We start from the raw sequence: 19146 nt of genomic DNA on the forward strand, positions 1-19146 counted from the left end.
TTTTGGGCAGCATCGACGTCGCCTTGGGACACACGATCCAATAGGTCTTGGACAATCGCAGAGCCGTGGCGAACGGTCTGACGAGCCGCCCGTTGATGAGGTCCCACGCCGCAAGGGTGGTGCGGGCGAGTGCGACGCCCTGGCCGTCGACAGCGGCGTCTATGACCATGCTGGCGCGGTTCAAGACCGGTCCGTGGGAGAGTTCGGCATCGACCACGCCAGCGGCCTTGAGCCATTGCGACCAGTCCTTTCGGTCATCAAGATGCAGCAACGGAAATTTCAGCACATCGGACGGCTCGCGCATCCGCTGGTGCAGTTTGGGACTACAGACCGCGAACAGTTCCTCGGAGCACAGGTGGACAACGTCATGCCCCACCCAGTTGCCATCCCCATGCCGCACCGCAAGATCGACATCCTCTCGGGCGAAGTCGACGTGATGCATGGTTGCGGAAATCCTGAGATCGATGGCCGGATGTGTCTCGGCAAACCGGCCAAGGCGGTTGACCAACCATTTGGCTGCAAAGTCGGGCGACGTGCTGACCGTCAGCGCTCCGGCCCGTGATAGATGCTGGATGCGCTGCGTGCCGANAGCTTTTGACGTTCGCGATCGAACAGCCTGATGCCCAATTCGAGCTCGAGCGCCTTCACCTGATGGCTCACCGCGCCCTGGGTCACGGACAGCTCTTCCGCCGCCCTGGTGAAGCTCTCATGGCGTGCCGCCGCCTCGAAGGCTTTGAGGGCATTTAGCGATGGCAACCGGCGAGCCAATTTAGCACCACGTCATGAGGAAAATTGGGGCTAGCACGAGAAACGATGCTTTGCACACGCCAGTAGATTGGCGCATTTCAGCGCCACAGGTCAACATGGATGCCGCGAAAGGATGAGAAATGTTCAATCACCCGCTGGCTGAGGCGCGGAGGCCTTCGACGTTGCCGACACATGTCCGTCACATCGCCAACAATGTGACAGGAGCGATCTGATGGTAGCGCGCTGGATCCAACTCCATTGCCAACGCAAAGAATTGGCCGAGCTCGAAGACCATCAGCTTGCAGACCTGGGTCTTAGTCGTACTCAGGTTCGGAACGAATGCGCAAAATGGCCTTGGCAGGCCTAGTCGCCCCCGCATCGCCGTCTGATCAGCGAAGCAGATTTCACGGACCGCCCGCGCCACGAGAGCCGCACCAGCGAAGTGCGCGTGATGGCATCGAACAGACGCGGCCGGCTCTCAACGAAATGGCCTTGTTGCGGGCAGTTTACAGTTCGCTCGCCTGTCCAAACAAGATCATAACGATGCCATCGCTCGCTCGGTTCGGGTTACGCCAACTACAGACATCCCAAGCCTTTACTCGGACGTCGCCTTTGGGGCCGGGAGCAGTAGGTCCGCTTGCGGCCAGGGAAGAGCGATATCGGACCTTCAACCTATAAGATCCGATGTCGTGACTTGACCCTTCTCGGACGTTCGTTCGGCGGAACTTGTAAGAGGAGGATCTGGCCCCAAAGCGACACAGCGAGCGAATCCAGGCGTTCAAGGACTGGCAATGCCGGCCTTCCCCCTTGCGGGCATATCTCCTATTTAGGTAGCCCCAGTTTTTGACAGCCCTCGGCGAGCTTGTCCGCGAGTTCCGAGACCATGAGTTCAGAGAACATCTGGTACCGGAACGTCGGTTCCATCTGCAGGCCAACTCGGGCCAAGGACCGGGCATCGGACAGCTGACCGGACATTGCGAGCGCAGCCCCAGCAGCGAAGTAGAGCGAACTCAAGTTGGAATTGAGCTGCAGCGCTGTCTGCAAGTGCAAGGCCGCGTCGGCATAACGCTTAGACTGCATCGCTACCGCGCCGCGCGCAAAGTGAGCCTGGTAGGCGAGGAGGTCGAAGGGGCTTAGCCGTAACGCCCGCTCTGCCAGAGCGGTCGCCACAGTCGGACGACCCGCGAACGCGTTTGTGAGCGAACCGAGATACATCGCTGTGGCGCAAGAGGGGTTCAGGTGAAGAGCACGCTCAGTCGCGGTCAGGCCCGCCGCATGATCCTTGCTCAGCATCGTCGTGACGAACCCCGCGACTGCGAGTGCGGCGGCGTCATCCGTACTGCTGACAAGCGCTGCGCGAGCATGTTCAATTGCGGCCAACTTATCGTGCTCGCCGAGACCGCCCCGCGCGAAGCACCATTCGTGACACCATGAAAGCAGGGCATGAGCTGCTGCATAGTTGGGATCAATACGCAGGGCGCTCTCGAGATACTGCATAGCCACTCGCGCATCAGCAGGCATCTGCGACGCTGTGTATGGTACGGCTCGAAGATATAGATCGTAAGCATCCAGGCTTTCAGGACGCTTCCGCCGGGACCGTTCTATCTCGGATTTTTGGACGCTCGGCTCGACGACTGCTACCACCTTTTCGGTTATGTCGTCCTGCAGTTCGAAAACGTCCATGAGGTCGCCGTCAAAGCGCTCGGCCCAAAGGTGTGCACCTGTGGCGGCATCCAGAAGCTCGGCATTAATTCGCAGTCGATTGCCGGCCTTTCGCACCCCACCTGCCAACACGTAGCGGACACCTAGCTGGCTCCCGACTTGACGAACATCAACGGACTTGCCCTTGTAAACAAAGCTGGAGTTGCGAGCGATCACCAGCAGCCACTTGATCCTCGACAGGCCGGTAATGATGTCGGCCACCACCCCGTCCGCAAAATAGTCTTGGCCGGCAACATCACTGAGATTGGAAAACGGGAGCACGGCGATTGATGGCCGACTGTCGGCCTGCGTGTCCTCAATTCTCATCGCGTGATCGGAACCTAGAGTTGCCGAGCATTCAATGGGACCTGTGAAGCGATAGCCCACACGGGGAACCGTCGCGATCCAGTCTTTGCCGCTGGGTGGTTGTCCCAGCAGCTTCCGCAACGCCGAAATCTGGACTGCAAGATTGCCTTCCTCGACCGCCGCCCCTTGCCACGCAGCCTCGATGAGATCCGACTTGCTCAGCACTTCGCCCGGACGCTCACAGAGAGCAATCAGCAGGCGAACGGCGCGGTAGCTTATCGCGACAGATTCCCCCCGGCAGAGCAGTGAGCCCGCCTGCGCGTCGAGCACGAAAGGTCCAAACACAAGCTTCTGCCCAGACATGAGAATGGTTTATAACTTTTCGCCGGCTTTCGGAACTATTAAGCGAGTGCTCAAAGACTCGCGCCAACGGCCCGGTCATCTTTCTCCCCGCAAAGGGAGAGCCAGCGATGACCAAAATCCCCTCCAACCTTGATCCTGATACCAATCTAGACAGACCGTGTATGATTGCTCGGTCTGGGCGTGAGGCAGAGTTCCAAGGCGCGCTTGATCGGTATCTGGCCGACTATAGAAAGCAGCAGGCTCTGATGACTCCGCCGCGCGCTTCTCGCCTTGGAGCGAGGTTGCCTTTGGCGCATAGGATTGCCCATTGGCTAAGAAGAAAATTCCGTGCGCGGAACGAGTCGTCCGCGCGATCAGGCCAAGACCCTGCTTTGGCCCAGCCATTCTGAGGTATCGTCGCGGTAGGCGGTGCTGGGCGCACGTCGTTCGATCCCGACCCCTCACCATCCTGCGACCCCTGCCAGCAACTGGTCGATCAGTTCTGGGCCACGCGCCTCCACCAGCCGGCGCCAGGAGATATCAGACGGGCAGCAGGTGTCGACATGGGCTGCGCGCAGCGCGTTCGCGTCGGGATGGTCGCGGCCCTCGAAACGTAACCAGCGGTCGATCAGGTCCCCGCGGAAGATCTGATAGTCGTCGGCCGTGCCGAACTCAATGACCGCGCCGGCGATCCGTGCGTCGGGTCGCTCCTGGCGGATTGCCTGGCACAGCAGCCCGCGGTATTTCGGCTTGATGCCGGTCTTGAAGACGCCATCGTCCTTCGTCGTGAGCCCCCACCAGCCGGCAGCGGCGCGATGCTCTGCGCTTTCCGGCTCGTCGAAGATGAGGTGCACGACTTCGCCGAACTGACCGATCCCAGTGTGCCAGTCTAGGAAGCCGATCGTGGCCGCACTGGAAAGATGTTCCCGCACGATCCGACGAAACGTCACGTTCGACCAGCTCGGTGCCCGCCCACCAAACATGAAGCCATCTGGCCGATGCCACTGCCCTTGCCAGATCAGGCCCTCCTGCGCCCACCCATGCGCCTCGAAATGGGCTTTGTAGGCACGATGCAGTTCGAGCGCACGGGCCGCGTCCGATGGATCGGTGTGCAACAGGTGGACGGCTGCGTCATAGGCCGGATTTTCCGCGGCCGGGCTGGCAATATCTGCAGGGAAGTTGCGGTTGATGTCGACGTTGTTCTCGTCCGTGCGCGTGCGGTACGAGAAGGCCCAGGGATTGATGGCGTGCACGAACACGACATGGACGTCCAGCGGACTGTCGTAGGTGTTTGACAGCCAGCGGGTAAGGATCGCCGAGCCGGCAAAGGCTTCCGAACCGTGCGTGCCGCATATGACGATCGCCGCGCGCCGCGCCGCCTCCGGGCCGAGGCAGGCGACATCGGTCGCAAGCGCCTCGCCGATTTCGCCCAGAAGCCCCTCGCGCGGATAGCTCGTCACCCGCGCACCAACCCCAGCGCAGGCGACGAGAAATTTGCCGCGCGCCTCGGCATAGCTATCGGAGAAGCTCTCCATCGGTCCCTCCGGCGTTGGCAGGCTCAATCGTGACACGCAGGCGAAGAAGCTGCAATCCGGCGTAAGTGACTATCACCGCGCCATGATGTCCGCTTTTGGTGAATGGACGGGACCGCAGGAATGACTCCCATGAGGCGCATTGCCGTCCGGCAGCTTCGGGCCGGAAGCGGAATGGCGGCTTAAAGGAATTCTGGAACCGGACGTTCGCCGCGACGCAGTCCGTCGGGTAAGTTGAGACCTTTACTAGGGCGAGCTGCCAAGGCGCGCCTGTTGTGCCTGAGTGGGGGAACCCCGATTTTGGACGTCCCGCGAGGTTGTGCATATGAGGGAAGCATAACTCATACTATGCCAAGGTAGAGCGGCATGTTTGAGTGCCTTTTTGCCTCCTCTCACGCCTTGAGACGGAGTGCCTCGACAAGTAGAGCGAAGGCTGCAGTGTGTTGGCGTCGGCTGGGGTAATAGAGGTGATAGCCTGCGAAGGGTTGGCACCAGTCTTCCAGTACCCGGATAAGGCGTCCGTCTGCGATGAACGGAGCAACCTGGCTTTCAAACGTGTATGCTAAACCGAGCCCGTCAAGAGCCGCAGCTTCCAGCATTTCACCGTCATTGATGACAAGTGGGCCATTCATCCTGACTTCAAGTTCCTCCCCGCTTTTCTCGAACTCCCAAGCAAAGAGCCCGCCGCCGGTCTTCTGACGGTAACTGATGCCTCTGTGTTCCCCAAGTTCGCGCGGTGTCTTGGGAACGGTTCGGTTGGCAAAATACGAGGGTGATCCGACCACCGCCATGCGTAGGTCCGGGCCGATCCTTATTGCCACCATGTCCTTCTGGACCTGCTCACCGATCCGGATACCGGCGTCGAATCTGCTTGCAACGATGTCAACCAGCCCCTCGTCCAGGCTCAATTCCACTTCGATATCCGGATACTCCAGCAGGAGTTTGGCGATGGCGGGCCACAGCACTGATTTGGCAGCATACCGGAATGTCGTCAGGCGAATGAGGCCGGTGGGCTTGTCGCGTAGGGCGGTGACGGCGGCGATCTCGTTTTCGATGTGATCGAAGGCCGGTCGTAGGCTTCGCAGCAAGCGCTCTCCAGCTTCCGTCACGGACAGGCTGCGTGTGGTGCGTGAGATCAGCCGGACTCCCAGGCGCTGTTCCAGCGTCCTGACAGCGTAACTGAGCGCCGACTGCGACAGACCGAGTTTTGCTGCGGCGCGTGTGAAGCTGCCTGCCTCTGCTACGGCGATGAAGACGGCCAGCTCGCTGAAATCTCCGCGCCTCATTTATCAAGCCCATTTCTAACTTCATGCGGATTGTAGCGGCTAATCATATCGAGTCCTATTCCCTATTTCACCCTCAGAGACAGCGAAACGCGCGTCGAAAGGGAAACCCCTGTGGACACCAAACGACAGATATTCCAGCCATTCCAATTTCCGAACGGCTTGAGCCTCGACAACAGGATTGTCATGGCACCGATGACCACATGGTCGGCCAACGACGACGGAACAGTCTCCGATGCGGAGATCGCCTACTACCGGCGTCGGGCGACTGGCGTCGGACTTGTGCTCACAGGCTGCACCCATGTCTTGCCCGACGGCATCGGCTTTACGGGCGAATTCGCCGCCTACGACGACCGTTTCACCCCGAGCCTCTCTCGGCTGGCGTCAGCGGCCAAAGGCGGCGGGGCCCTGGCCGTCCTGCAAATCTTCCACGCCGGGAACAAGGCCGTGCCGGCACTTATACCCGGCGGCGAGGTCGTCAGCGCCAGTGCGCTCGAAGTCCCGCCCGGACCCTTCAATCCGGGCGGTGTGAAGACACGTGCACTGACGAATGACGAAATCCTCGCGATCATTACCGCCTTTGGCGAGGCGGCACGACGGGCCATTGAGGCAGGCTTCGATGGCATCGAACTGCATGGTGCTCACGGATTCCTGATCCAGAACTTCTTCTCGCCCCTCTACAATCAGCGTGGCGATGAATGGGGCGGCACGCTCGAAAATCGGATGCGTTTGCCAGTCGCCGTAGTACGTGAAGTAAAGCGAGTGGTCGCGGCACATGCGAACCGCCCTTTCCTCGTGGGCTACCGGGTGTCACCCGAGGAACCCGAGGCAGGTGGCTTGCGTATCGCCGACACGTACGAGCTGATTGAATGTCTTATCGATGAAAGTGTGGACTACATCCACGCATCGCTGACGAGCGTTCTCGAGGCAAGGCCTATAGAGGCGCCCGAGGGCGACACCATCGCTGGCCTGATCACGCGCCGAGCCAGCGGTCGGGTCCCGGTCGTTGCCGCGGGCCAGGTCAGGACGCCTTTTCAGGCCGAAGTCGCCCTGCACAAAGGCCTCACGCTCGTCGCGGTTGGGCAAGGACTGGTGATGAACCCGGAGTGGGTCGATTTGGCAAAGAGCGGCCGCGATGATCTGATCGAGACCGAAATCCGGGCGTCGAGTGTTCTGGGCATCGAGATTCCAGCGAAACTGTGGGGTGTGATTCAGTCCGCCACCGGGTGGTTCAAGATCGCCGCTGAGACAGACGTCCCAAAAGCCAACGCTGCATAAACTGAAAAGATACTGGCCAGGAAGGATACGGCTATGAGTAGAGTATGGATGATTACCGGCGCTGGACGGGGCATGGGCCTCGACTTTGCCAAGGCGGTGTTAGCCATCGGCGATAAAGTCGTTGCGACCGGTCGTAACCCCGATCGGGTCGCCAAGGCGATCGGCCAGTCGGACAATCTTTTGGTCGTGACGTTGGACGTCACCAAGCCAGCCGACGCCGACGCTGCGGTGAAGGCAACCCTCGACCGCTTTGGTCGCCTCGATGTGCTCGTCAACAATGCCGCGGGGTTCTATGCGGGCTATTTCGAGGACCTGACTCCGGCCCATATCGAACTTCAGCTCGCGTCCACCTTGACCGGGGCCATGAATGTCACCCGTGCAGTCCTGCCGCTGATGCGCGCGCAGGGTTCTGGCAAGGTCATTGCAATCTCATCGACGGCAGGTCTGGTCGGCTTCGAGTTCTGTTCTGCGTACGCCGCGGCAAAATTCGGCGTGGATGGCTGGATCGAGTCGCTGCAAGCCGAGGTGGCGCCGTTTGGCATTGAAACCATGATCGTGAACCCCGGGTTTTTCCGCACAGAGCTACTGACGGACGAATCCACTCAATATGCTCCGTCATCCGTGAGCGACTACAGCGAACGTCGCGCCCAGCAGATAACGGGCTGGAGAGCCGCGAACGGTCAGCAAGTCGGCGACCCGGCCAAACTCGCGCAGGCGTTGATCACTTTGGTCGACAGGCCTGAGCTGCCCCTTCGGTTCATCGCCGGCGCCGATGCTCTTGGAATGGTCAGGCAGAAACTCGCTCTGCTGCAGCAACAGGTCGACGCCCATGAGGAGCTATCCAGCTCACTGGCCTTCGACAGCTGACGTCGCGTCCAGCACTGCCATTGTCGCAGGTCTATTCATGAGCACCATCGATAGGCTCATGCGAATTCTGGGGGCTAATCTGTGGAACGCCGCATCCCAATAGATGCGTTTTACCTGCTTCCAGGACAGACACCGCATCTCGAGCACCGGTTGGCGCCAGGCGAGATGATCGTCGGGATCGAGATCCCGCGTTCGGCCGCGTTGAAGCGCTCCCATTATCTCAAGGTCCGCGATCGCGCATCTTATGAGTTCGCGGCGGCCAGTGCCGCCGTCGGTATCGAGATGGAAGCGGACGGCAAGACGATCCGCGATGTGCGCATTGCTGTTGGCGGCGTTGCCACCAAACCCTGGCGCCTGCGCGCTGTAGAGGATTCGCTCAAGGGAAAGACCCTCGACGAGGCGACGCTCCGTACCGCTGCTGCAGCCGCTGTCGATGGCGCAAAGTCGAGCGGACAAAATGCGTTCAAAATCGAGCTGACACCGAAGGTCGTAGCACGCGCCCTGATGACGGTAGGAGATATCGTATGACATTCCATAACGAGGTTGAAATCAATCGCCGTACGGTCATCAAACTCGGGGCAGGCGCAGCCGCAGTGGCGACCGCTGGGGTTAGCTTGTCGGGCGAAAGTGCTTTTGCAAGCGATCCCGCCAAATCCACGGGCTCTGTGCTCGGTGCGCGTCTGTCGCGGGCCGAAGGCCCGTTGAAAGTAACCGGCGAGGCGCGCTATGCGATCGAGCAGAAGCTGGAGAACTTAGCCTATGGCGTTACCGTCCAATCGACGCGGCCGGCAGGGCGTGTGGTCAATATCGATACCTCGGCTGCCAAGGCTCTACCGGGCGTCTTGGACGTCTATACCGCGCAGAATTCCCTGAAGCTCAACAAGCCGACCGTCTACAGCAAGGGCGGCGGAGCCACCGAGGAATTTACCCCAATTCAGGATGATGTGGTCCGCTTCAACGGCATGCACATCGCGCTCGTGGTCGCTGAAACCTTTGAACAGGCAACGGAAGCGGCAAGCCTTCTCAAGGTCGAGTATGAGGGCGGCGACCCTATTCTCGACATCAACGATCCCAAGGCAAAAGCGCAGCCCATTGATGAGATGGGTGCCGCATGGGGCGATGCGGCGACAGCATTGGCCAATGCCGAGGTCAAGGTAGACGTCACCTACACGACCTCACGCGAGTACAACGTGCCGATGGAGCCGCATGCGTGCATCGCTTCCTGGGAGAACGGGAAAATCACCGTCTGGGAGCCCAGCCAGTGGGTTGGCGGGGCACGAAGCGTCGTGTCGGAATGGCTCGGGATCGACATCGAGAATGTGCGGGTGATCTCGCCTTACGTCGGCGGTGGGTTCGGGTCCAAGATCGGTGCACATCCGCATGTAGGATTGGCTTGCGCAGCCTCGCGGAGGCTTGGCAGGCCCATTAAGGTTTCTCTCACTCGACCGCAGACTTTCACCGGTCTTGGCGGCCGACCGGCAACTCGGCAGACCCTGTCGATTGGCGCCTCGAAGGGCGGAAAGATAAGCTCGATCATTCATGAGAGCTGGAACGAGACGGCGATGGACGAAGTCCATGTCGAGGCCTGCAACAATGTGACGAAAATCATGTATGCGACCCCGAACTTCTCGTCACGTCTCAACGTCGTGCCGGTCAACACGGTCCAGCCTGGCTGGAAACGGGGCCCCGGCGAAAACCCCAGTGCCTATGCACTCGAAAGCGCCATAGACGAGCTGGCCTACGCGCTCAACATGGACCCAGTCACGTTACGCCTTGCCAACTGGGCGGATTTCGATCCCAGCAGCAACATGCAGTGGACAACGCGACAGCTGCGGGAAGCCTATGCGGCAGGCGCGGAAGCCTTCGGGTGGTGGAACCGCGATCCTCTGCCCCGCTCGATGCGCAAAGGCCGCGAGCTGATCGGTTATGGAATGGCCGGCGGCTCATATCCCATGATCCGCACCGCCAGCGAAGCCAAGATAGTGTTTCATGCCAGCGGGCAAATTGAAGTCCTCAGCGCAGGCACCGATATGGGAACGGGGACCTATACCATTCTTGCCCAGACCGCGGCAGATGCCCTGGGCGTCCCCGTCGAGACCGTCACGGTGCGGCTGGGCGATACCATACTCCCGAGATCTGCGCTCGCCGGCGGCTCCCAGCAGGCCAATAATCTGACGGGTGCCGTCGACCGGGCGGCGAAAAACGCGCGCGACGTCCTGCTGGCGCTGGCGGCATCGGACCCCAAGTCACCATTGGCAGCCTCAAGGGTGAACGATCTCACTTTCGAGAACGGCTCACTGCGGCCAACCCGTCGACTGACCGGCGGCATCAGCATTGCGGATTTGCTGCAGGCTGTCGGCAAAAACGAACTGGAAGTCGAGGGCAATACCTTCGTCCCCGACGCCACCGAGGAGATGAAGAACGGGGCAGACCGCAGTTTCGCGCAATTGAAAGCCGCGCTGGAGGGTGGTGTCTCAGCCCATAGCTGGTGCGCGCAATTTGTGGAAGTTCGCGTCGATGAGGACTTTGGCACGGTTCGTGTCAAACGGATGGTTGCGGCGTTCGACAGCGGAAGGATTTTCAATCCGAAACTGGCTGAGAGCCAATGGATCGGCGGCATGACCATGGGTCTTGGACAGACTCTGCTCGAAGAAGGGTATGTCGACCAGCGAGACGGACGCGTTGCGAATGCGAATTTCGCGGACTACGCCGTTCCCGTAAATGCCGATGTGCCCGACATCAAGGTGATTTCGGTTGGTATTCCGGACATGCAGGCAACTGCTCTGGGGGGCAAAGGTGTCGGCGAGATCGGTGTCGTAGGTGTCCCCCCAGCCATCGGGAATGCCGTCTTCCACGCGACCGGCAAACGCATTCGAAGCCTTCCTATCACGCTTGAGAAACTGGCTTGATGTGCCTCTGGTGATCCTTGCTGCGCGAACAGGGGAGCATTCAAAGAGTTGCGCTTTTAAAACCAACGCAAGCTGGACGGCTAATCTCGCGCCTTTGGCGCACGCAAAGGCTCCGGAAACAGCCGGAGTTTCCAAATCCGAGATTGCCAGAATCATAAGTACGCTCATGCAGTGCTCGCTTTATGTAGCGTGGCCAAAGGCGATGTCTGGTCTCAGAAAGGCACAAAGCTGATCTCCGCGACCGACATGAGGCGCGAAGCTGCCGATGCGGTCCCTGTCACGTTGCCTCAGATATGGCTCCAGCCTCATCTCTCCGGCGGGTCCATGTTGACATTGTGGCTAATTGAACGGAGCGCGATGATCGAGGCAGGGAAAGGCCGATGAGGGCCGACGGCGGCCAGTTTTTCCTCAGTCCAAGAAGCAATAGCACGAACCGTGAGACCAGTGTCTCGATAGCTCGAGTTGCGCCTCGCGGAAGGAAAGTCGTGACCCGATCACGAAAAATCTGCTTGCGCACCGAAAGACGGGACTCAGCGCGGATTCGGAAGCGTTCCGCTTCAGATTGTGAACTGGCCTTGGTCCTCCGCAAGGCCTAGCTTGCGGCAAAGGAGCGCTCCGTGATGACGCGACGACCTTACGGACTGATCTGCCCGATCTCGCGCGCCTGCGAGTTCCTGGAGCCGCGCTGGACGATCCAAATCCTTGCCGAGCTCTGGAACGGATCGACCCGCTTCAATGACATTCGCAAGGGATTAGGCAGCATCTCGACCGCGCTTTTGTCAAGGCGGCTCAAGGAGATGGAAGCGCGGGGCCTGATCGAGCGCCTCGAGGACAAGGCGTCGGGCACCATCGCCTATTTCCGCACGGAAAAATCCATCAAGCTTGAGCCGGCGATGAACGCGCTGGCGGAATGGGCGCAATGCAACATCGAAGCGGAGATCGCGCTCGCCGATGTGGATGTTTCGACCCTCATGTGGCTCGTGCGGCGAAAAATCGACATCGCTGAACTGCCGCAGCGGCGCGCCGTCATTCGCTTCCATTTCCGCGACGATCCCCACCGAAGTGCCCCCATTACTGGCTAGTAGTCGAGCCTGGCGCGGACTTGACCGAGCTATGCTCGCTCGACCCCCGCCGGGACGTCGACCTTTACGTCGAGACCGGCGTTGTTTCGCTGGGGGCTATCCTGGAGGGCCGCTCCAGCATCGATCGTGAGAAAGAAAAAGGCAGCCTTGTCCTGAGCGGCGACCCCTGGCTTGCTCGCAACATGGACCGTTGGCTGCGAACCTCGGTCTATGCGGCGCTCGAAGGAATCGTCCCGCTTTCTTGAAACCATACTGGGGTTGCAGCCTCATGCATGGCGGGTCGCTCATAACCGTGCAACGCCTACTACCCAAAACAAGGGAGAAAACACATGCCGGCCAAAATCCTGCAAATCAACTACAAGCTCAATGGGCCGAGGGCCGAATATCAGAGAGAAAACCTGCCCTATGCTCAACCCATCGCGGACATACTTGGCCTGCGATGGAAGGTCTGGATCATAAACGAGGTCCAAAGCGAAGCCGGCGGGATCTACCTATTCGCAGTGCAAGCCTTCGTGGACGGGCCAATTATTGCGGAGATGAAAGGTGACCCGACGTTGAGCATCAAGGCGTTTGACGTGATCGTGGAACTCACGGCCGCCACACGCGGCCCGGTGAATTAGTATTCTGGGAGGTTGGGAGCGCGCATCTGGCAGTTAAGATAACGGGACGAAACGTCTCCCGCTGTCGCGCGCGTGTAAAATCAGTTCAGTCGAGCAGTAGCAGGAGCGCGGTGAGAGGCCCGCCTCACTCGCAGGTCTGACGAACGATGATCCAGCGGGTCATTCCGGGTTTGCCGAATTCATGTTACTTTGAAAGCGTGTCGTAGCCCATCACCAGAGTAGGACCGCATGGCTGCCACTCGGGCAATCGCGTCCGCGATCGAGAATTGCTACGACGCCGCTTTCGAATTTGGGCGGTGGCCGGAGGCGCTTCAAAACCTTGCCGATGCCCTAGGCGCGACGAGTTGTGTCATCCGCGCCTGTGACGATACCCACCCTTTCCGGAGCGACCAGCGAAAGCGGACCACACCGACGCCGGACTCGACGGAACATGCTGAATTTACAGCTCTCTGGCTCAAGAACATCGAAGGTGCCCCTGATCCTCGTTGCGAGAGATTGAGGCTGCTGGCGAAACCCGCGACCTGCTTCACCGTCGAGGACGAACTCACCACCCCCGAGGAGCGAAGACTTCTTCCCTACTATCAGGAAATAGCTCGCCCTGGGCACCGTGAGTGGTGGGCAGCTGTCTACTTTGTGGTGAAAAAGCACAAATGGTTCCTGTCGATGTTCCGCGATGCCCGCAGCGGGGCCTTTGATTTGTCCGAGGCTGACCATTTCCTCCGGGTGGTGCCGGACCTGAGGCGGATAATCAGCCTTGCCGAGAATATCTGGGAGATTTCGCTAGACCCGACTTTGGCGGTCCTCGACCAATTCAATTTTGGCGCGGCGCTGCTTGATCATCGTGGCTGCCTGACGCGTTGCAACGAGCATGCGGGTGCTCTGTTTGGCTCCGGCCTTCTGGTTCGCCATGGCCGGATCCACGCAGCGGATCGGGAGAGCGATACCCGTCTGCAGCGGATGATCGGAACTGCCGTCTCAGGCCCACTGGACCGGGCGGGCCTGGTCGAGCCTGAAGTCATCGCCCGCGACGGATCGTTCTGGCTTCTTGCCGAGGTTGTGCCGATGACTTCGTTCGTGCGCGACCTGTTCAATGGCGGCGACTTTCTGCTTTGCTTCACCGATCTTGTGGCGGAACGGCCGCTATCGGCCCGACTGCTTGGCCAGGCATTTCAGCTCACGGCCGCCGAAGCGCGGCTGGCCTCAAGCCTGACAGCCGGCGACGGAATCGATGCGGCCAGCGCCCGATTGGCGATTGGCCGTGAAACCGCGCGAACTCAACTCCGGGCGATCCTCGCCAAAACGGGAACGCATCGCCAGGCCGAACTCACGGCACTCTTATCGCGCTTGCCTTCACGACACTGAGTGGCGTCCCTCACCCAATCGGGTGAAGCGCGCGGCTGCTTGCCGGTTCACACTTCCCCATCGGATCGCCGAGATCGCGCCAGTGGCGCCGGGGGCAGTGCGGGATGGCAAAATCGTTTAGCCGGAAAATTCGACTTGCCCCCCCGAAGATGCGGCGGCCGGCAAGATCATGGATCATCGCACTGGCGCTCCTCGCTATTAGTCCCAGTTCACCATCGGCGACGGCCGAACCCGGAACGCTCGACGTCGATCTTGAACTGGTCCTCGCCGTCGACGTCTCATCCTCGATGAGCTTGTCCGAGCAGCAGGTTCAGCGCGACGGCTACGTCAACGCTTTCCGGCATCCGGACCTTGCAAGGGCCATAGGATTGGGCGAACGCGGTAAGGTCGCGGTTTCGTATCTCGAATGGGCCGGCCCGAACTACCAGCGCGTGGTCCTGCCCTGGACGATTGTCGGTAGCTACGCCGACGCAAGACGGTTTGCCGACGCCCTGGCGATGGACCCGATCGGCTCACAGCCAGGCACTTCCATTTCGGGTGCCCTTCTGTCGGCGGGTGACCTGTTTGCGCAGAGCCACACCGCAGGCGCGCGCCGGGTGATCGACATATCGGGCGATGGCCCCAACAATGCCGGCCTGCCGGTCGCGCCGATACGGGATAGACTGACAGGCTCCGGTATCACGATCAACGGCCTGCCCGTGTCGCTGCGGCGCGGGGGTTCCAACGCCTTTCAATCCTATGGCGCGCGCTATCTGAGTCTTTATTACGAGCATTGCGTCATCGGCGGGCCAGACGCATTCGTGATTGGGATTGACGATCTCAACCTATTCGAAGGCGCCATTCGGAAAAAACTGGTTCGGGAGATCGCTGGCCTTGCCACGCGACCCAGGCTCGTGTCCTATTTGCCAGGCGGCCCGGTGTTCGACTGCTCCATGATCGGAACCAACGCGCGGTAGCCCACAGCCGTGCTTGACGGTTTAAGTGGCCTCTTTCTGTTCTCGTGGATGCACTACCGGCACCTGGGAGAGACGACCTCGGCGTTCTGGCCAGCCGCTAGATCGTCTGTCTGCGCCTAAGCTTGCGCGGCACTTGGCTCCAGAATTTGCTGGCGTGCCGCTCGTGCTGATGGTGTGGCAAATTAAACGGCGAGCGATGATGGATGGGAAATCACCATAAGTGCCAAAACCCATCATCATCAGCCAATTTTCCAATGACCGAAATGGGGCCGTGTATGGACGGCTCTCCGCTGGCAAGGGGTTTTTTGAGCTTTGGTTTTGCTGGCGGCGCCGTGAATCTCGCCTTACGCCTCATGTCAGCCGTCTAGATCGGCTTTGCCGTTTCCTGAAAGCTGACATCGCCGGCGACCGCGCTGGAGGTCGTGGTGGCGCCACTTCGGGCCTTGCCAGTAATGCCGCGAATGTTATCCGGCGGACGGGCTTCTCGATCGCTGCGGCATGGAAAGGACGATGGCGCGCTTTTCGCACCCCTCCACGAGTGAACGGTTCCGCGAAGTGCGGAACGGGCCTTACTATCTTCCCCCAACTAGCAGGGAGGAGGGCGCGAACTCGCCAGCGCCTCGCGCTTCATGGCACCCGTCACCAAGTCGCCCCATCAGCGGTACCGATAGAGCGCAAGCGGGCCTTACCATTCCTCCAGATCCTCGCGATCGCTTTGCGATCGCCGTGAGGAGGAGGGGCCGATGAAAATCCGATTGCAAAGCTGTCGGTTTGAGTATTGCATGGTCGCATTGGCCGGCGAGGCAAAGTGAATTCCAGGTTCCTTTGCTGCCTTGAAGGACTATTTGGCGACAATTCAAACGTCCCAGTCGGTCGTATGCGGTGCAACGCGATCAGTGACTAGCGCTCGGCGGCTCCCGAGGGGGTGAGGGATGAGCAGCTCTCCGGTGTATTCGGGTGATACGCTGTCGAACGAGACGGCGCAGATCGTCATTGCGCCGGAGCGACACGGCGAGGGCTTGTACGCGGTCTTCGAAGACGAGGGATCGACGATCGCTTTCTACGACGACGATGGGCTGCTGCCCGCGCACAGCTTCAGGATCGATCGTGACTTTACGACTGTCGAAGTCCAGGACCGGGCGGATCCGAAGACCTCCACGCGCAAGGTCCTTGTGCCTTATCGCCGCTATTTCGGCCGCCCCGAAAAAGGAACCGCCCCGCCTTTGGCGCTCCTTCAGGCGCTCGGGGACGCAATGGAATTCAACGATTTCGGCGATCAGACGGGAACGATCCCGGCGGGCTACACCTACTTCGGGCAGTTCGTCCTCCATGACCTTACGTCGATGACACCGTCGATAACACCGGGGAAATCGAAGCCGAAGAATATTCGCAGCGCGACCCTTGATCTCGACAGCGTATTTGGTGCGATGCCGCCGGGAGGCGCGTCGGCATCTTCCCAGGCCTGCCCGGCGCCCATGGCTGTAGGCGAGACGACGGACGGCCGATTGCTGGACCTTCCACGTGCGACGGATGGCATGCCGTGCATCGCGGACCGGCGCAACGACAGCAACCTGGCGCTCGCCCAGACCCACATGGCGCTCATCCGTTTTTTCAATGCTGTGCGCCGTCTCAGCGACGACGCCGACGAGGCTAGGCGGCTGACGCAACTGCATCTCCAGTCGGTGGTGCTTCACGACTACGCCCGCCGGCTAATCGACAACGTGATTTACCAGGACGTGATGGAGCGCGGTCGAGCCGTCATCGACGTGGACGCCGACGGGTTCAAGCTACCCCTCGAATTCGCCGCGGCCTGCGCGCGGTTCGGCCACAGCATGATCCGCAACCGGTATCCCTGGAACGCATGGAACCCGGGGGCGACCGTCAGTGCCTTTTGGGACAATACCTACAACAGCGCGATCACGCCGATGACCCGGCTGCGCGGCCAATGGGTGGCGGATTGGCGCCGGCTCCTGGCAATCGGTCTGACGGAAGCCCAGGGCGCGATATTCGCAGCGAAGATCGACACGCGGTTGGCATTTGAGCTCAGGCAGGTCAGGCCGCAAGCCCTTCCGCACACGACCGGTTCGATGCCATTGTCGAGAAATCTCGCAGTTCGCACGCTCCAGCGCAGTTACCTGCTCGAGCTGAGCAGCGCGCAACATGTCTTTCATTGCGTCGCGGGAAAGCTCGGCGATCGCGCGCCTCCTGGTTTCGCGCCGCTGACCGAGCCGGAACTGCTTGACGGCGAGAGCCAGGCTGTCCGCCACGCTCTGACCGAACGGCCGGAAGGCGGAGCAGCGCGGCTCGTCGATTCCACGCCATTGTGGTTTTACGTGCTCAAGGAAGCGGCCGTCAAAGGTTGCGGGCTGAAGCTCGGTCCCCTGGGGAGCCGCATCGTGATGGAGACGCTCCACGCTGCCGTCAGCGCTGCCGAACCGTCGATCCTGGACCCGTCCGTGCAGCCGTGGCGTCCGGATCCCAGGCTTCATCCTTCGTCGGAAAGTTACGCCCTTCCGGACCTCATCGCTTTTTCCGGACTTTTGGACAGTTGACCCGCCCACATTGCCAGAGGAGGAGTAGATATGTCGACATTCAAGGTGTTCTACGGAGGAACATCGAATTACGACCAGGAATTCGAAGGTACGAAGCGAGCCGGTGCCTTGTTCCATAATTATTGGACGCAGAACGGTCCCGGGCAGAAGATTTTTGAAGATTTCATTATCGGGCTCGTCGGCAGCGGATTGATCGTTACTTACAAGGACGACCTCAATCCCGATAACAGGGTTTTTGTGAAAAACACTGGAGGAGCCAATCATGTGTTCTACAAGTCCGGCGGGCAGGACAAGCAGATTAATGTCAAAGCGGAAAAGGACAATCCGAATAACGACGTTGTGACGATGGCCGTTCCCAGTGTGGCTGCCGACCCGGATACCGGTGATACCAAAGACTATCTGAACAATGCGCTGACCAAGTTGACCGACCAGCAAATACATCCCGACGAGAAGCGCGAGTTTCTCTTTGGTCTGCTTCTGCTCAAGAGGTGTCGCTGAATCGCCGGACTGTATCGCAGGCGCTCGGAGCTCGCCTCACACATTCAGCGGAATCTGGGTCTCCGGTGCGCTGACAACAGGGCCCAGATCATGGCGGTCGGGCCCGAGCAGCCGCTTTCGGGCGAGCCGCGGCTTTATGTGGCAAAGCTCGGCTGAAAGGGCGCGGAACGCCGGTACTCCCAGGGCATCGCGCGTCATGTCAGCGAACCACAGCCGAACGCCGGCCCGTGCGCACGCATCGACCAGCGCGTCAAGCGACGGGGGAATGCTCGGCAAGCGAAGCGGACCGCCCGCCCGCGGAGCACCGACCGGATCGAGGGGCGGCCAGGCCATCGTCACGGTTTGCCGCCATTGTGTCCAGTCGGCGGCATCGGCGCCCAGCTTCCGCGCTGCCGCGAGCGGCAACTCCGTCTGGACCATCTCGGTCATCGCCGCCAGTGCCGCCTCGCGGATGTCCGGCTTCGCGGCGAAGCCGAGTGCAACGTCGCTGCCGTCGCGTTCGGACGAGGCAGCCGCCGCCACCGGCACGCCGAGATCGGTTGTTATGTCGAACAGCCAGGTTCGGCGCCTGCGCGCATAGAGCCATGACACCAGTCCGCTGGTGTCGTCGAGGATGGCGAGGTCGAGCACCGGCCTCTGCCGCCGGCCATACCACCAGCGCGCCGCGGCATCGCGCTCGATCAGCTCCAGCGTTGCGGCAAGCCTGGCGCTCTCCGCGCTGGCGCCGCAGGCGCAACCATTGCTGTCGCCGCTCGCCACCGCACGCTCATCCCCTGCCGCCTTGCGGCCGATGAAGGCGAAATCGGCGGGCACGTAGGCCGGCGGCCCCCCATGGGCGTCTTCCACCTCGAGCCAGTCGATCTCTGCGGCCGGACCGCAGGGTGGCGGGCGCCAGTCGAAGTCGCGATTGCGGTCGTTCCAGGACGCCCGGCTCGCGAGCTGCGAATCGGAAAAGCCGTTCAGCATTTCCGGCGGGACCGCCGCCGGACCAATATCACCGGCGCGTGCCGTGACGAGCGTCTCGTTCCCCCACGCCGAGCACGAGACGAGCTCGGCCGCCTCGCCGAGCGCGCTGGCGCGGGAACCCGCCTCGTCCAGGCCGCGCCCGGTC

The 19146-nt window shown here is 60.8% G+C and carries 17 protein-coding genes and 1 pseudogene; 12 read left to right on the forward strand and 6 right to left on the reverse strand.

Annotated elements, in window-relative coordinates:
* Positions 1-508 (reverse strand): LysR substrate-binding domain-containing protein (locus X739_RS01000000166925; protein WP_023796595.1); only part of this gene is annotated, 508 nt, incomplete at its 3' end.
* Positions 509-543: 35 nt separating this feature from the next.
* Entirely contained in the window at positions 544-756 is a 213-nt protein-coding gene (locus X739_RS1000000171045; RefSeq protein WP_023796596.1) for a LysR family transcriptional regulator, read from the reverse strand.
* A 223-nt stretch (positions 757-979) separates the two neighbouring features.
* On the opposite strand from X739_RS1000000171045, the gene X739_RS1000000168985 reads away from it, so the two are divergent.
* Entirely contained in the window at positions 980-1114 is a 135-nt protein-coding gene (locus X739_RS1000000168985; protein WP_084056640.1) for a DUF1127 domain-containing protein, read from the forward strand.
* A gap of 455 nt (positions 1115-1569) precedes the next feature.
* Here X739_RS1000000168985 and X739_RS137005 read toward each other — a convergent pair whose 3' ends face one another.
* From X739_RS137005 to X739_RS136995, 3 genes are all read right to left on the reverse strand, one after another.
* Entirely contained in the window at positions 1570-3084 is a 1515-nt protein-coding gene (locus X739_RS137005) for a winged helix-turn-helix domain-containing protein (RefSeq protein WP_198026196.1), read from the reverse strand.
* Positions 3085-3557: 473 nt separating this feature from the next.
* Positions 3558-4631 (reverse strand): DUF2817 domain-containing protein, encoded by a 1074-nt coding sequence (locus X739_RS137000; protein WP_023796599.1) that lies wholly within the window; start codon positions 4629-4631, stop codon positions 3558-3560.
* Positions 4632-5020: 389 nt separating this feature from the next.
* Positions 5021-5914, reverse strand: a complete 894-nt coding sequence (locus X739_RS136995; protein ID WP_023796600.1) for a LysR family transcriptional regulator — start codon at positions 5912-5914, stop codon at positions 5021-5023.
* A gap of 111 nt (positions 5915-6025) precedes the next feature.
* On the opposite strand from X739_RS136995, the gene X739_RS136990 reads away from it, so the two are divergent.
* From X739_RS136990 to X739_RS136950, 11 genes and pseudogenes are all read left to right on the forward strand, one after another.
* Positions 6026-7189, forward strand: a complete 1164-nt coding sequence (locus X739_RS136990; protein WP_023796601.1) for an NADH-dependent flavin oxidoreductase — start codon at positions 6026-6028, stop codon at positions 7187-7189.
* Between the two features lie 33 nt (positions 7190-7222).
* Positions 7223-8056, forward strand: coding sequence for an SDR family oxidoreductase (locus tag X739_RS136985; RefSeq protein ID WP_031252656.1), 834 nt, complete (start codon positions 7223-7225; stop codon positions 8054-8056).
* Between the two features lie 84 nt (positions 8057-8140).
* Positions 8141-8584, forward strand: a pseudogene (locus tag X739_RS136980) (xanthine dehydrogenase family protein subunit M); the annotation flags it as partial.
* Positions 8581-10965 carry a xanthine dehydrogenase family protein molybdopterin-binding subunit gene (locus tag X739_RS136975; RefSeq protein WP_023796604.1) on the forward strand — a complete coding sequence of 795 codons (2385 nt, stop codon included), beginning with the start codon at positions 8581-8583 and terminating at the stop codon, positions 10963-10965. The pseudogene X739_RS136980 and the gene X739_RS136975, both read left to right, overlap by 4 nt.
* 620 nt (positions 10966-11585) lie before the next feature.
* Entirely contained in the window at positions 11586-12047 is a 462-nt protein-coding gene (locus X739_RS01000000166930) for a helix-turn-helix domain-containing protein (protein ID WP_023796605.1), read from the forward strand.
* A gap of 20 nt (positions 12048-12067) precedes the next feature.
* Complete coding sequence (locus X739_RS1000000167440; protein ID WP_023796606.1) at positions 12068-12292, forward strand: hypothetical protein; 225 nt, start codon at positions 12068-12070, stop codon at positions 12290-12292.
* 84 nt (positions 12293-12376) lie between these two features.
* Positions 12377-12667: a YdhR family protein gene (locus tag X739_RS136970; protein ID WP_023796607.1), complete on the forward strand. Its 291-nt coding sequence runs from the start codon at positions 12377-12379 to the stop codon at positions 12665-12667.
* A 228-nt stretch (positions 12668-12895) separates the two neighbouring features.
* On the forward strand, positions 12896-14029 hold the full coding sequence (locus X739_RS1000000169815; RefSeq protein WP_156940075.1) for a hypothetical protein: 1134 nt from the start codon (positions 12896-12898) through the stop codon (positions 14027-14029).
* 104 nt (positions 14030-14133) lie between these two features.
* Complete coding sequence (locus tag X739_RS136960; RefSeq protein WP_245273991.1) at positions 14134-14985, forward strand: DUF1194 domain-containing protein; 852 nt, start codon at positions 14134-14136, stop codon at positions 14983-14985.
* A 932-nt stretch (positions 14986-15917) separates the two neighbouring features.
* Positions 15918-17537: a hypothetical protein gene (locus X739_RS136955; protein ID WP_156940076.1), complete on the forward strand. Its 1620-nt coding sequence runs from the start codon at positions 15918-15920 to the stop codon at positions 17535-17537.
* 30 nt (positions 17538-17567) lie between these two features.
* Positions 17568-18035 carry a hypothetical protein gene (locus tag X739_RS136950; RefSeq protein ID WP_023796611.1) on the forward strand — a complete coding sequence of 156 codons (468 nt, stop codon included), beginning with the start codon at positions 17568-17570 and terminating at the stop codon, positions 18033-18035.
* A 36-nt stretch (positions 18036-18071) separates the two neighbouring features.
* On the opposite strand, the gene X739_RS136945 is transcribed toward X739_RS136950, so the two are convergent.
* The coding region (locus tag X739_RS136945) for a YcaO-like family protein (protein WP_023796612.1) at positions 18072-19146 on the reverse strand (1075 nt) is incomplete at its 5' end.

Origin of the sequence: Mesorhizobium sp. LNHC209A00 (assembly GCF_000502915.1) — a bacterium.
Lineage (GTDB): Bacteria > Pseudomonadota > Alphaproteobacteria > Rhizobiales > Rhizobiaceae > Mesorhizobium.

Bases quoted from the DNA above. Each gene is read 5' to 3' on its own strand.
- X739_RS1000000168985 (WP_084056640.1), top strand. From the start codon at position 980: ATGGTAGCGCGCTGGATCCAACTCCATTGCCAACGCAAAGAATTGGCC.
- X739_RS01000000166930 (WP_023796605.1), top strand. From the start codon at position 11,586: ATGACGCGACGACCTTACGGACTGATCTGCCCGATCTCGCGCGCCTGC.
- X739_RS137000 (WP_023796599.1), bottom strand. From the start codon at position 4,631: ATGGAGAGCTTCTCCGATAGCTATGCCGAGGCGCGCGGCAAATTTCTC.
- X739_RS136995 (WP_023796600.1), bottom strand. From the start codon at position 5,914: ATGAGGCGCGGAGATTTCAGCGAGCTGGCCGTCTTCATCGCCGTAGCA.
- X739_RS136950 (WP_023796611.1), top strand. From the start codon at position 17,568: ATGTCGACATTCAAGGTGTTCTACGGAGGAACATCGAATTACGACCAG.
- X739_RS136975 (WP_023796604.1), top strand. From the start codon at position 8,581: ATGACATTCCATAACGAGGTTGAAATCAATCGCCGTACGGTCATCAAA.
- X739_RS136985 (WP_031252656.1), top strand. From the start codon at position 7,223: ATGAGTAGAGTATGGATGATTACCGGCGCTGGACGGGGCATGGGCCTC.
- X739_RS1000000169815 (WP_156940075.1), top strand. From the start codon at position 12,896: ATGGCTGCCACTCGGGCAATCGCGTCCGCGATCGAGAATTGCTACGAC.
- X739_RS136955 (WP_156940076.1), top strand. From the start codon at position 15,918: ATGAGCAGCTCTCCGGTGTATTCGGGTGATACGCTGTCGAACGAGACG.
- X739_RS136970 (WP_023796607.1), top strand. From the start codon at position 12,377: ATGCCGGCCAAAATCCTGCAAATCAACTACAAGCTCAATGGGCCGAGG.
- X739_RS136960 (WP_245273991.1), top strand. From the start codon at position 14,134: ATGGCAAAATCGTTTAGCCGGAAAATTCGACTTGCCCCCCCGAAGATG.